12 protein-coding genes are annotated in these 13,816 nt (G+C 54.2%); 10 read left to right on the top strand and 2 right to left on the bottom strand.

Annotation, left to right across the window (positions count from 1 at the left end; translation table 11 throughout):
* Nucleotides 1-9: 9 nt before the first annotated feature.
* Nucleotides 10-327 (top strand): DUF5665 domain-containing protein, encoded by a 318-nt coding sequence (locus NST43_RS22495; RefSeq protein WP_339225507.1) that lies wholly within the window; start codon nucleotides 10-12, stop codon nucleotides 325-327.
* Between the two features lie 250 nt (nucleotides 328-577).
* Here the strand turns inward: NST43_RS22495 and NST43_RS22490 are convergent, their stop codons facing one another.
* On the bottom strand, nucleotides 578-1,306 hold the full coding sequence (locus NST43_RS22490) for a TraR/DksA C4-type zinc finger protein (RefSeq protein WP_339219502.1): 729 nt from the start codon (nucleotides 1,304-1,306) through the stop codon (nucleotides 578-580).
* Nucleotides 1,307-1,562: 256 nt separating this feature from the next.
* On the opposite strand from NST43_RS22490, the gene lspA reads away from it, so the two are divergent.
* From lspA to NST43_RS22475, 3 genes are all read left to right on the top strand, one after another.
* A complete protein-coding gene (gene lspA, locus NST43_RS22485; RefSeq protein WP_339219500.1) occupies nucleotides 1,563-2,066 on the top strand; it encodes a signal peptidase II in 504 nt (167 codons plus the stop codon).
* Nucleotides 2,059-3,033 (top strand): RluA family pseudouridine synthase, encoded by a 975-nt coding sequence (locus NST43_RS22480; RefSeq protein WP_209988072.1) that lies wholly within the window; start codon nucleotides 2,059-2,061, stop codon nucleotides 3,031-3,033. Before lspA ends, NST43_RS22480 begins: the two co-directional genes overlap by 8 nt.
* Before the next feature lie 101 nt (nucleotides 3,034-3,134).
* Complete coding sequence (locus NST43_RS22475) at nucleotides 3,135-4,388, top strand: LL-diaminopimelate aminotransferase (RefSeq protein ID WP_209988074.1); 1,254 nt, start codon at nucleotides 3,135-3,137, stop codon at nucleotides 4,386-4,388.
* Between the two features lie 302 nt (nucleotides 4,389-4,690).
* Here the strand turns inward: NST43_RS22475 and NST43_RS22470 are convergent, their stop codons facing one another.
* Nucleotides 4,691-5,251, bottom strand: coding sequence for a GNAT family N-acetyltransferase (locus NST43_RS22470; RefSeq protein ID WP_339219498.1), 561 nt, complete (start codon nucleotides 5,249-5,251; stop codon nucleotides 4,691-4,693).
* A 170-nt stretch (nucleotides 5,252-5,421) separates the two neighbouring features.
* Here NST43_RS22470 and NST43_RS22465 point away from each other — a divergent pair, with 170 nt between their 5' ends.
* From NST43_RS22465 to carB, 6 genes are all read left to right on the top strand, one after another.
* A complete protein-coding gene (locus NST43_RS22465) occupies nucleotides 5,422-5,658 on the top strand; it encodes a hypothetical protein (protein ID WP_339219496.1) in 237 nt (78 codons plus the stop codon).
* Nucleotides 5,659-6,279: 621 nt separating this feature from the next.
* The gene (gene pyrR, locus NST43_RS22460; protein WP_209988099.1) at nucleotides 6,280-6,861 is read left to right on the top strand and encodes a bifunctional pyr operon transcriptional regulator/uracil phosphoribosyltransferase PyrR; all 582 of its coding nucleotides are present in this window, start codon (nucleotides 6,280-6,282) and stop codon (nucleotides 6,859-6,861) included.
* 2 nt (nucleotides 6,862-6,863) lie between these two features.
* Nucleotides 6,864-7,772, top strand: coding sequence for an aspartate carbamoyltransferase catalytic subunit (locus NST43_RS22455; protein ID WP_339219494.1), 909 nt, complete (start codon nucleotides 6,864-6,866; stop codon nucleotides 7,770-7,772).
* A gap of 111 nt (nucleotides 7,773-7,883) precedes the next feature.
* On the top strand, nucleotides 7,884-9,167 hold the full coding sequence (locus NST43_RS22450) for a dihydroorotase (RefSeq protein WP_339225506.1): 1,284 nt from the start codon (nucleotides 7,884-7,886) through the stop codon (nucleotides 9,165-9,167).
* Nucleotides 9,168-9,251: 84 nt separating this feature from the next.
* Nucleotides 9,252-10,433: a glutamine-hydrolyzing carbamoyl-phosphate synthase small subunit gene (gene carA, locus NST43_RS22445; RefSeq protein ID WP_339219493.1), complete on the top strand. Its 1,182-nt coding sequence runs from the start codon at nucleotides 9,252-9,254 to the stop codon at nucleotides 10,431-10,433.
* A gap of 1 nt (nucleotide 10,434) precedes the next feature.
* Complete coding sequence (gene carB / locus NST43_RS22440) at nucleotides 10,435-13,656, top strand: carbamoyl-phosphate synthase large subunit (RefSeq protein ID WP_339219492.1); 3,222 nt, start codon at nucleotides 10,435-10,437, stop codon at nucleotides 13,654-13,656.
* Nucleotides 13,657-13,816: the final 160 nt, after the last annotated feature.

Here is a 13,816-nt window from a genome sequence, read left to right as displayed (position 1 = left end):
ACAGCAGCCATTGATCCGGCCGATCTTCCCCCGGAAGAGAAGCTGAACGCCCTGTACCGGATGACCACGAGTCTGGCCCAGCAGATGGAGAAGTCACGGATCTCGGAATACACCGAACTGCTGTATTCTCCGTTCCGGCTGATCTGGCTGAACATCCTCTCCGGAGCGGCCAGGGGACTGGGGATAGCGCTCGGGTTTACTTTTTTTGCAGCGACGATTATTTATGTGCTTCAGGTGCTGGGTGCGCTGAATCTGCCGATCATTGGCGACTATATCGCGGACATTGTGCGGATTGTCCAGCATCAGTTGGAGCTGAAGACGTTCTGAACCTGAAATAACCCCACATTGTGGGGCATGGCGATTGCGAATAGAAGGAAATGGAACAGGGCTCCAAGACAAGCGCAGGGATAGTTGTAGGATGTTCGGAATGCAACTAAACAGGATATCGCGTATAAATCAGATGTTTTACTTGTACAAAGTGCAATTAAGCCAATCCAGCTCCCTTATCGGATCATTCCTAACGATTGCCAAGCATTAGCTCGGGCATGGTTTGTACTAAATTGCTGTGTCAGCTGTGCTACTTCCGTTCTTTTCGGGTCGGGTCCAGCAGGTAGTCGCCTTCCCCGTCGTCCATGTAATGGCGGTAGCTGTTGCCTTTGATGATCGTCAGATGGTTGCCGGTGATGTCGGTGGCGACGAAATTCTCCCAGGGCTCCACGAAGCCCTCGGTTTCGTCCGCTTCGATCTCCATGTCATTGTAAGAGCCGATGTTGCTGCCTTCAGCCATCGCAGGGGAATCCGAATTGCCCCAGCTCTCCACGATCTGCCAGGCATCCTCGCCATCGAAGCCGTTCTGATCGTCCCGCTCATCCAGGCTGGTGCGGCCAAACGGCGGAGACAGCAGCTCCTCCTCGGCCGGCCGGGTGAATGGAGCGCTCTGGCGGGGGGCGTGCTCCTTGGTGAAGCGGGTGGAGGGAAGGGCGGCCAGGCGCTCATAGGGAATGGGTTCGCCGCTGGCGATGCAGATGCCATAGGTTCCTTCGTCCATCGCCCGCAGTGCTGATTCAATATCGTCCAGCTCATGCTCATCGCGCTCCAGCAGGGAGATATCCATGGAGCGGTTATACAGCTCTGTGGCGGCATCGCCGGGATGATTGTCGATTTCGGACAGCTCTCCAGTGTTATCCCGCATAGACTCCTGCAGTCCATATTGTCCGCTGTTACTCAGCCTGTGCTTGATATCCTCCTGCTGCTGCAGGAGAGCAGTACGCAGCCCGGAGAGCTGCTGTGATGTAAGATGGCTCATTGCTGTGAGCTCCTTTCGGTAGCTAATCGCTGAAACGGTACCGTCCTTTAAAAAGACGGCAAAACCGTTTCCGCTTGTATAGATAGCTTGGCCTCCGGGGCCCTTTTTTAGCGATGGCAAATAGTGCCCTGACTTTACAGATCCGTATGACCATGCCATGGACGGTATCTTGAGGCCTGTGCTACAATATACAAGTCTTTATACAGTATTCGTACCGCGAAGCCGCGGGAAAAATAAGAACGGAGTGACAACTTCTGTGGTGTACTTTCTGATTGCGCTAATTGTATTTGTGATTGACCAGGGTACCAAATATCTGATTGCCACCCGGCTGGAGCTCGCAGAGCAAATTCCGGTAATCAAGGATTTCTTCATTATTACGTCGCACCGCAATCGTGGAGCCGCCTTCGGAATTCTGGAGGGGCAGCAGTGGTTCTTCATTGTGATTACGGTAGTCGTTGTATGCGGAATCGTCTGGTACCTGAACAAGGCCCGCAAGACCCGCAAGCTGCTGCCAACCGCACTGGCGCTTGTCCTTGGCGGAGCAATCGGCAACTTCCTGGACCGGATTCTAAGCGGTGAGGTTGTGGATTTCCTCATGTTCAATTTCGGAAGCTATACGTTCCCGATCTTCAACGTGGCCGATTCCTGTATCGTGGTCGGGGTGGGGCTGATTATTCTGGACACGCTGCTGGAAGTGAAGGGCGAACAGGAAGTCACCGAGGTGAAGGAATCACAGGAAGTCAAAGAAGGGAATGAATGATTTGAACAAAGACGTCAAAGAGCTGGCGGATTCTGGCGCCCTCGAGGAAGAAAGAGACGTCACCGAATGGATCGTTGCCGAGGGCAATGCGCGGGAGCGGATTGATAAATACGTTACAGAGGCCATGGAAGACGAGATCTCGCGCTCCCAGGTTCAGCTATGGATCAGCAGCGGCCATGTAGTGGTTAACGGCGCGCCGGTTAAAGCGAACTATAAGCTGAACGAAGGCGATAAAGTAACGGTTACGGTGCCGGAACCCGAGGTTACGGACCTGATTGCACAGGATATTCCGCTGGAAGTGGCTTATGAGGACAGCGATGTGATAGTGGTGAACAAGGTACGCGGCATGGTCGTGCATCCGGCAGTGGGACATCCCTCCGGCACCCTGGTCAATGCGCTGATGTATCATTGCAAGGACCTGTCCGGCATTAACGGCGAGATTCGTCCAGGCATTGTCCACCGGATCGACAAGGATACCTCCGGTCTGATTATGGCAGCCAAGAATGACGCCAGTCATGCTTCGCTGTCCGCCCAGCTTAAGGAGCACAGCGTGACCCGCCGCTATATCGCAGTGGTGCACGGCAATCTGTCTCATGACAAGGGGACCGTAGATGCACCAATCGGCCGTGATCCGCATGACCGTAAGCTGTATACCGTAACCGAGAAGAACAGCAAGCGCTCCGTGACGCATTTTACCGTGCTGGAGCGGTTTGGTGACTGCACACTGCTGGAGCTGCAGCTTGAGACAGGACGCACGCATCAGATCCGTGTTCACATGAAGTTCATCGGCCATCCGCTGGTGGGTGATCCGATCTACGGGCGCAGCAAGGGAACTACTATGAACGGACAAGCCCTGCATGCAGCGGTACTCGGATTTGTACATCCTTCTACAGGCGAGTACAAGGAGTTCAGTGCGCCGATTCCGGCGGATATGGAAGAACTTCTATTTACGCTGCGCAGCAGATAAGTACAAATCAATAGATTATAAATCCATGGAACAGCGGCCGGATTTGCGTCATATTTAGAGTATAGGTTCACAACATAGGCCCAGGAGATGAGTAGAAGATTATGAGTATTGAACACTATCAGGCTACATTCATTCAGACGAATTTTGCAGACCGCATCGGCGGTGAAGGATACGGCAAGGACACCTCCATCTACAAATTCGAGAAAATCAAACGCGCCAAAGCCTCGGCGAAGCAGGATTTTCCGAACATTGAACTGATTGACATGGGCGTCGGCGAGCCGGACGAAATGGCGGATGAAGGCATCGTGTCCAGACTTGCGCTGGAAGCGGCCAAGGAAGAGAACCGCGGCTACTCCGATAACGGTATTCCTGAATTTAAGGACGCAGCGGCTGTGTACCTTAAGGAAGTTTTTCAGGTGGACGGAATTGACCCTGTAACAGAAATCGTGCATTCAATCGGCTCTAAGCCTGCGTTGGCTATGCTGCCATCCGTCTTCATTAATCCGGGCGATATCACGATCATGACCATTCCGGGTTATCCGGTGCTGGGCACCCATACCAAGTATCTGGGAGGACAAGTCTACTCCGTGGAGCTGAAGAAGGAGAACAACTTCCTGCCTGACCTGAACTCCATTCCTGAAGACGTAGCCCGCAAGGCGAAGCTGCTCTATCTCAACTATCCGAATAACCCTACTGGTGCAAGTGCTACACCTGAGTTCTTCAGCGAAGTAGTGGCCTGGGCCAAAAAATATGATGTAGTCGTAATCCATGACGCTCCTTATGCTGCATTGACTTATGACGGCGTGAAGCCGCTGAGCTTCCTGTCCGTGCCTGGTGCCAAGGATGTCGGCGTTGAGCTGCACTCCCTGTCCAAGTCCTACAACATGACCGGCTGGAGAATCGGCTTCGTGGCCGGCAATCCGCTGATTGTGAAGGCGTTCAGTGATGTGAAGGACAACAATGATTCCGGCCAGTTCATCGCGATTCAAAAAGCTGCCGCGTTCGGTCTCTCTCATCCTGAGATTACCGAAGCGATTGCCGCCAAATACTCCCGCCGCCACAACATGCTGGTGGATGCACTGAACAGCCTGGGCTTCAAGGCCGAGAAGCCGAAGGGTTCCTTCTTCCTGTATGTAGCTGCACCTAAGGGCGTCAAGGGCGGACGCCGCTTCGAATCCGGCGAGGATTTCTCACAGTTCCTGATCCGCGAGAAGCTCATCTCCACCGTGCCTTGGGATGATGCCGGCGCGTTCGTGCGTTTCTCCGTGACCTTCGTAGCCAAGGGCGAGGAAGAGGAGAAGCGTGTCATCTCCGAAATCCAAAGACGTCTGAGCGACGTTGAATTTGAATTTTAAGTTTTGGTTTGAATGGAATGCCGCTGTAGAGGAATCTGCGGCGGTTTTTTTTGCCGCCGTCTATCTACATAGTGATCGCCCCGCCCCCCTGACCCTGCCCGGCCCAAATTTGTTGCACAAATTGCAGCCTTGCACCGCTCAAACCAAGCCCGGATACACAAATCCTGCACTTTTTACAACAATCCATTCGGTGATGATAAATATTTGGCATGAATCCTGCAAAAACTGCAACAATTGGCCCAACAGCACACATGAGCGGAAGAATTCCTGCATAATGTGCAACATTAGGGAAGCAGTGCCGCCTAACCTTTCCGGTAAGCCACCTTATGAAAAGCATTGATATAGCGGAACAGCGCTTCACCATCATCCGGCACATTCCCCGGTTCACCCAGTGGCAGCATCATAGCCTGATAAGGCTCCGGTACCATTCGATATTGATGCACATAGGAGGTCAGGACGAACCCGTTCCGCTCCCAGAAATGAATACGTTCCTTGTGCGACTCCGTAGCACCAGATTCAGCTTCGATGATAATTCCCCGGATGTTATGCTCCTGTACCGCCCAAGCTTTAATCTGCTCCAGCATCCAGGTTCCCGTCCCTGTTCCGCGCGATTCGTTATCGACTGCCAGGTAATCAATAATCAGCACTTTATCCGCAGCTTGTCCCGCCACACCGGTAACCGCCATGGCAACAACCACCCCCTGATGCACCCCAGCATGTAAGTATCCAATCCTCCGGTTCAGCATACTCCGCAGAATCGCTTCTGTCTTAGCTCCGCTGGGAAAAGCATCATGGTAGATCTGCTCCATCCGTCCCCACCACGCTTCATCCCACTCTTCTATAGTAATAAACTCCACATTCATGATTTTCTTCGCCTCCAGTTCCATTCCAGTTTTATCATAACAGAGCAGGGGCTGGAACGAAATTAGGGTGGATCGCCCGTGTAAAAAAATGTATAATATGAGAACTAATAATTAGACTCTTGGGCTATGGATTTTTGTACGACGATTATTTTTCCATTAGGAGAGAGAAGATGAACACAACGCCCTCACATGCTGAAACCCATAAGAAAGCTGATATTGCTGAAGGCAGTACCGGTTATATTGATGAACAATTGCTGCCTCAGCAACTGATCGAAGGCGGGGGGCCTTTTCGGCGAGTTGATCTCACCAGCCTTCCCGGACCCGTGAAATATATAGGATACATGATTGTCTACGGTATTCCCGTGTTGTTACTAAGTTTGATTGTGGCGGTTACTTTTTTTAAATGAGCCGGCATATTGCCGCTGATGCGGTGTCTTGTGCCGTTAGTGCAATTCCTGCATTCTGCAGTTGTGTAGTCCGCACGATCAGCGCAGCGCCATAGTGCCCCCCCAGCCTGCCCCCTCCCAAGGGGGGATGGCAAGCCCTTGTCCTGCACCGTTTAGGTGGAAGCGGCGGAGGGGATTTTGGAACTGCAGGAGCGATAGCGTTCGCCTTTGTCTCCAGATTTAATCCGCTAAGCGGTTAATTCAAATAAATCTGGAGACAACAGCGACCGAAAGTCCAAAATCACCGCAGCCGCGCCCCTCACCTAAATGTATCCCACCCTCTAGCAGCCGCTGCCCCCCCACACTCCCGAATATAATTTGACATCCCCCCATCCATCTGTCATAATTCCCTATAGTTGAATAGCGCCTTTAATTCAGTCCCGTGAGGCTGGCAAGGTAACGTGAATCGAGGTTCGCGTCATGAAAGAAGGAATCCGTATGAGTACGGAGGGTCTTTTTATGCGCGCGGACACGCCATCTTTTTGAATCTGCGGATTTCACTCCTTGCCTGCTTTGGGCAAGGAGTTTTTGGTTTATCCGGGGAACTTGAACAGGCGATCAAGCAGGGGGATGGCAAAGAGGATGGTTACTGAAAAAAATGTCATTATGGACGAAACGGCGATTCGCCGGGCACTGTCACGCATTGCACATGAGATTTTGGAGAAAAACAAGGGTATCGAGAATTGCCTGCTGGTCGGCATCCGGACCCGGGGGATCTACCTGGCTCAGCGGATCGCGGAGCGCATTAAGGAAATCGAGGGCGTGGACATCCCTTACGGGGAGCTGGACATTACCCATTACCGCGATGACCGCGAAGGCGGCGGGGATAACCGGGAAGCGATGGACAAGACGGTTGTGAACAGCAACCTGATCCTGCCTCCCGGCACCAGCGGCACCCGGGACAAGAAAGTGATCCTGTTCGACGATGTACTGTACACCGGAAGAACGATCCGCGCGGCAATGGATGCGCTGATGGATTGCGGACGGCCCCGGATGATCCAGCTGGCTGTACTGGCTGACCGCGGTCACCGCGAGCTGCCCATCCGCCCCGACTATATCGGCAAGAACGTACCCACCTCCAGGCATGAGCAGATTGAAGTGTCCCTGAGCGAATATGACGGCAAGGACGAAGTGTACATTATTTCAAACCGGGAGGAACGATAACAATGATGACGGCAACCAAAGTGAAGGAACGCAGTCTGCTGGGGATGAAGGAGCTGGCGGGGTCGGAGATTAACCAGCTGTTAGACAGAACAGCGTACTGGGATCAACAGAGCGAGAAGCTCACGCCGGTGCTGAGAGCCCATTTTGTTGCCAATATGTTCTTCGAGAATAGTACAAGAACCCGCTTTTCCTTCGAGATGGCCGAGAAACGCCTCGGCGTTCAAGTGCTGAACTTCACGGCTGCGGCCTCTAGTGTCGAGAAGGGCGAGTCAATCTATGATACAGTGCGCACACTGGAGTCAATGGGTATCGATGCCGGAGTGGTCCGGCTGAAGCCTGCCGGGGTGCTGCAGCAGCTTGCCGAGAAGGTAGGCATTCCACTCATCAATGCAGGGGACGGCAACAACGAGCATCCGACGCAGGCGCTGCTGGACCTGTACACGATGCGCAAGCATTTTAACGGACTGAAGGGCCTGAAGGTCTCGATTATCGGGGATATTATGCACAGCCGGGTAGCACGGTCCAACCTCTGGGCACTCACGAAACTGGGGGCAAGCGTGCAGTTCTGCGCACCGGCGAATATGCAGGCTCCGGAGCTTGCGGCCTACGCTCCATACGTGTCTATGGAAGAAGCGCTGAAAGCGGATGTGGTCATGATGCTGAGAGTGCAGCTGGAGCGGCATGCTTCGGGCATTATTTTATCGGCTGAGCAGTACCGGGAGTACTTCGGACTGACAGAGGAACGGGCGTCCAGGCTGGACCCGTCAACAATCATCATGCACCCGGCGCCGGTCAACCGCAATGTGGAGATCGACGATGCGGTGGTGGAGAGCAGCCAGTCCCGGATTTTCCCGCAGATGGCGAACGGAGTGCCGGTACGGATGGCTGTCATGGAGCGGGCGCTACAGTAGCGCAGCAGAAAAAAACCTCACATAAGAGAATTAATAAATATACACAAAGATGAATTTTTATTATATAATAACTACAGAGCTTACGGCTGCGGCCGGAAGGCACAAAGGAGAATCCTAACCGTGATCATCAAAAATGCCAGTGTACTGAACGAAGAAGGCGTGCTGGAGCGCAAGCATATTGTTGTGCAGGACGGAGTTATCTCGAAGATTCAGGATGCCGCCGAGGCGGTAGAGGAAGCCGGCGAGAGCGTTGAAGCGGATGGTAAGCTGCTGATTCCGGGACTGATCGATATGCATGTGCACCTGCGTGAGCCGGGCTTCGAGCATAAGGAAACCATTGAGACGGGTGCGCGTTCGGCGGCCAAGGGCGGATTCACGACCATAGCCTGTATGCCGAACACACGCCCGGTAACTGACAGTGCCGAGATCGTACAGCTGGTGAAGGATAAGGCGCGCGAAGCGGGACTGGTGAAGGTGCTGCCTTACGCGGCCATTACCAAGAATGAGCTGGGACGTGAGCTGACGGATTTTGCGGCATTGAAGGAAGCGGGAGCGATTGGTTTCACCGATGACGGTGTAGGCGTGCAGAGTGCGCAGATGATGAAGGATGCGATGAAGCTGGCGAAGGGACTGGATATGCCGGTGATTGCCCACTGTGAGGATAACTCGCTGGTAGAAGGAGCGCCGGTAGCCGAAGGCACTTTTGCCGACAAGCATGGCCTGAAGGGAATTCCGAATGAGTCGGAAGCAATTCATGTAGGCCGTGACATTCTGCTGTCTGAAGCAACGGGTGTTCACTATCATGTGTGTCATGTCAGCACCGAGCAATCGGTCCGGCTGATCCGCCAGGCGAAGCAAATCGGCATTAAGGTGACCGCTGAGGTATGCCCGCATCATCTGCTGCTCTCAGAGGAAGATATTCCGGGCATGGACGCCAATTGGAAAATGAACCCGCCGCTGCGCTCGCGCCGCGACGTAGAAGCCTGCATCGAAGGGCTGCTGGACGGCACGCTGGATATCATCGTGACCGACCATGCCCCGCACAGCGAGGAAGAGAAAGCCAAAGGCATGCAGCTTGCACCGTTTGGCATCGTGGGCTTTGAGACGGCCTTCCCGCTGCTGTATACCGCTTTTGTGGCCACAGGCAAATGGGATCTGTCCCTGCTGGTCCAGCGGATGACCGCTGATCCGGCCCGGGTGTTCAGACTGAATACAGGCAGCCTTACAGTAGGGGCGCCTGCCGATCTGACCCTGATTGACTTGAATGAAGAGAAGGCAGTAGATCCTGCAACTTTTGCGAGCAAGGGTCGCAATACACCTTTTACCGGATGGAAGCTTAAGGGCTGGCCGGTGAAGACCTGGGTAGACGGCAGAGCCGTATGGAGTGAGGCTTAACAGAAGTAAGCAGTAGCCCATGCAGCCAGGCTGCATGGCTGTGACATAAGAATCAGACTACAGAAACAAGAAGGAGTGGAAGGCATGCAGGCGAGATTGCTGCTTCAGGACGGAACACTGTTTACAGGCACCGCATTTGGCGCGGAGGGCGAGAAGACGGGCGAGGTTGTTTTTAACACAGGAATTACAGGCTATCAGGAGGTACTATCGGACCCTTCGTACTGCGGCCAGATCGTCACCATGACGTATCCGCTGATCGGGAATTACGGGATTACGCGTGATGACTTCGAGTCCGTGCGCCCTTTTGTACACGGCTTTGTGGTGCGGCGCCACGAATCCGTACCCAGCAACTGGCGTGCTGAATACAGTGTGGACGATCTGCTGAAGGAATATGATATTCCCGGCATCAGCGAGATTGATACCCGTATGCTTACCCGCATTATCCGCCACTACGGCACCATGAAGGCGATCCTCACCACTTCTAACAAGCGTGTGGAAGAACTGATGGAGATGATGGGTGACACTACCATTGAAGAGCTACGCAATCAGGTGGCACGTACCTCAACTACAGCAGCCTACAGCAGCCCGGGCACCAAAGAACGCATCGTGCTGGTCGATTACGGCGCGAAGACAGGCATCCTGCGCGAGCTGAACAGCCGCGGCTGCGATGTAGTGGTTGTGCCTCATGATGTCACCGCAGACGAGATCCGCCGCCTGAACCCTGACGGCATTCAGCTCTCGAACGGCCCTGGAGACCCGAAGGATGTGCCTTATGCGGTACAGACGATCTCCGAGCTGCTCGGCGAATACCCGATCTTCGGCATCTGCCTGGGACACCAGCTGTTCGCACTGGCTTGCGGCGCCGATACGGAGAAGCTTAAGTTCGGCCATCGCGGCGGGAACCATCCGGTGAAGGAGCTGGAGAGCGGACGCTGCTTCATTACCTCCCAGAACCATGGGTTCACGGTGAACGAGGAATCGGTTGCCAGCACAGACCTGGAAGTTACCCATATTAATAATAATGACAAGACCGTTGAAGGACTGAAGCATACCCGCTACCCCGCTTTTTCGGTGCAGTACCATCCGGAAGCGGCACCGGGGCCGCATGACAGCAGTTATCTGTTTGACCGCTTCCTGCAGCTGATCGCAGACCACAAGGCACAGCGGCCGGCCGGATCGCGTCAGGCGCAGCTTGCAGCGAATGCCAGAATCACGGCACCGAAATCATCCGCACCCCAGCTTGAAGCCGTGAAAGGAGCTCTATAACATGCCTAAGAACAATAAACTCAAAAAAATTCTGGTTATCGGCTCCGGCCCGATCGTTATTGGTCAAGCTGCCGAATTCGACTATGCAGGCACACAGGCCTGCCAGGCCCTTAAAGAAGAAGGCGTCGAGGTCGTGCTGATCAACAGCAACCCGGCGACGATTATGACCGATACCAATATGGCGGACAAAGTATACATCGAGCCGATCACGCTGGAATTCGTGACTGGCATTATCCGTCAGGAGCGTCCGGACGGACTGCTGCCGACACTCGGCGGACAGACCGGACTGAACATGGCTGTTGAACTGGCCCGTGCCGGAGTCCTGGAGAAGGAGAACGTGAAGCTGCTGGGGACCCAGCTCGAATCCATCGAGAAAGCAGAAGACCGCGATTTGTTCCGCGAGCTGATGCGTGAGCTGGATCAGCCGGTGCCGGAGAGCGCGATCATCACCAGTGTGGAAGAAGCTATGGGCTTCGCTTCCGGAATCGGCTATCCGCTGATCGTTCGTCCTGCCTACACGCTGGGCGGAACCGGGGGCGGGATCTGTGACAACGAAGAAGAGCTGCGCGAGACCGTCAAGGCGGGTATCCGTTACAGCCCGATCGGCCAATGTCTGGTCGAGAAGAGCATCGCCGGTATGAAGGAAGTCGAATATGAAGTTATGCGTGATGCGAACGACAACTGTATCGTAGTCTGCAACATGGAGAACTTTGATCCGGTTGGCGTACATACGGGCGACAGTATCGTTGTGGCACCGAGCCAGACGCTGTCCGACCGTGAATATCAGATGCTGCGGAGTGCTTCACTGAAGATTATCCGCGCGCTGAATATTGAAGGCGGCTGTAACGTTCAGTTCGCATTAGATCCGCAGAGCTATCAGTACTATGTGATTGAAGTGAATCCGCGCGTAAGCCGCTCCTCGGCGCTGGCGTCGAAGGCGACCGGTTATCCGATTGCCAAGATGGCGGCCAAGATTGCCCTCGGTTATACGCTGGATGAAATCGTCAATCCGGTGACCGGCCAGACCTACGCCTGCTTCGAGCCTACACTGGATTATATCGTCAGCAAAATCCCGCGCTGGCCGTTCGACAAGTTCATCTCGGCGAACCGCAAGCTGGGTACACAGATGAAGGCGACCGGTGAAGTGATGGCGATCGGCCGTACCTTTGAAGAGTCGATTCACAAGGCCATCCGGTCACTGGAGATCGGTGTCCACCGTTTCCGCTTGCCGGGAGCGGAGCTGCTTGAAGAGAGTGTGCTGCGCTATAGACTTGCCAAGCCGGATGATGAGCGTCTGTTCCTGATCGCGGAAGCCTTCCGCCGCGGCTATGAGCTGCAGGAGATTCAGGATATTACGAATGTGGACTGGTGGTTCCTCTCCAAGATCGAAGGGCTCGTGAGCTTCGAGGACGAGATCCGTGCCGAAGAGACACTGTCTGCTGACATACTGTATCAGGCCAAGCGTAAGGGCTTCACAGACCGGGCGATTGCCGAGATCCGTGCCGAAGGCCGTCCAGGCGGGGCATTCACCAAGGAGTCGGAAGTGCGTGTGCTGCGTCTGCAGCAAGGGCTGGTTCCGGTCTTCAAAATGGTCGATACCTGCGCCGCAGAATTTGAGGCTTCAACGCCATACTATTACTCTACCTATGAGACAGAGAATGAGGTCATTCATTCCGATAAGCAGAAGGTCATTGTACTCGGCTCCGGTCCGATCCGTATCGGCCAGGGAATTGAGTTCGACTACTCCACGGTACATGCGGTATGGGCCATCCAGAAGGCTGGCTATGAAGCCGTCATTATCAATAATAATCCAGAGACCGTATCTACGGATTTCAATACCTCTGACCGCTTGTACTTTGAACCGCTGTTCTTCGAGGATGTCATGAACGTAATTGCCCAGGAGAATCCGATCGGAGTTATCGTACAGTTCGGCGGACAGACCGCGATTAACCTGGCTGCACCGCTTGCTGCTGCAGGTGTGAATATACTGGGTACCAGCCTTGCGAGCATCGATGAAGCCGAGAACCGCAAGAAGTTCGAAGCGCTGCTGGCCCGTCTGAATATCGCACAACCTAAAGGCAAGACCGTAATCAACATCGATGAAGCCGTCGAAACGGCGCAGTCACTCGGTTATCCGGTGCTGGTTCGTCCATCGTATGTCCTGGGCGGACGCGCCATGGAGATTGTCTACAACGACACAGAGCTGCTGAGCTACATGGTTGAAGCGGTAAAAGTCAATCCGGAACATCCGGTGCTGATCGACCGCTATATGCTGGGTAAGGAAGTGGAAGTGGACGCTATCTGCGACGGAGAGACGGTTGTCATTCCGGGCATTATGGAGCATGTGGAACGCGCAGGGGTTCACTCCGGTGACTCCATCGCAGTCTACCCGCCGCAATATCTGGATGAGGGCCTGAAGCAGAAAATTTCCGAGATCACCATTAAGATCGCCAAGGAACTGAAGACCATCGGACTGGTCAACATCCAGTTCGTCATTTATCAGAATGAAGTGTATGTCATTGAGGTTAACCCGCGCTCCTCGCGTACGGTTCCGTTCCTGAGCAAGGTGACCGGCATCCCGATGGCGAATCTGGCAACCAAGATCATCCTTGGCGGCAAGCTGAAGGAAGATGGGTATACGGAAGGCTTATGGCCGGAGAGCGATTATGTGTCGGTAAAAGTGCCGGTGTTCTCTTTTGCCAAGCTGCGCAGAGTAGAGCCTACGCTCGGACCGGAGATGAAATCTACCGGTGAAGTCATGGGCCGCGACAAGCTGTACGCCAAGGCGCTCTACAAAGGCCTGATCGGCGCAGGCATGAAGATTCCAGCTACCGGCGCGATCATCGTAACCGTAGCCGACAAAGACAAGGCTGAAGCGGTTGAACTGATGAAGGGCTTCCATGCCATGGGCTACAAAATCATCGCCACCGGCGGTACGGCAGCGGCCCTGGAGCAGGCCGGGCTGAACGTCATGAACGTTAACAAGCTGGATGAGGGTGAGCCGACCATTCTGGATCTGATCCGCGGCGGTCAAGCGAACTTCGTCTTCAATACACTGACCAAGGGCAAAACGCCTGAGCGTGACGGATTCCGCATCCGCCGTGAAGCGGTAGAGAACGGCGTCGTATGTATGACCTCGCTCGATACGGTAACGGCGCTGCTGAGAATGCTGCAGACGATTAACTTCTCGTCCCAGCCGATGCCTGCTTTTGTCGGACAATAAGATAGAGGGTTAGGCAGCTGTAACAGGCTGCTACAGGGACGGTTTGCGTTAACGCAGACCGTTCCCCTATGCCCGGGACCTTGAAAGGGTTGGTTAGGAGACCACTTTGACCAGGAAAGAAGGTAAGCGAATGGACGGGACAGCAGAGCAGCAACAACAC

Origin of the sequence: Paenibacillus sp. FSL H8-0332 (assembly GCF_037963835.1) — a bacterium.
GTDB lineage: Bacteria > Bacillota > Bacilli > Paenibacillales > Paenibacillaceae > Paenibacillus_AQ > Paenibacillus_AQ rhizoplanae.
The sequence above is the reverse complement of the archived record's forward strand: the minus strand, read 5'-3'. Positions and strand labels throughout refer to the sequence as shown.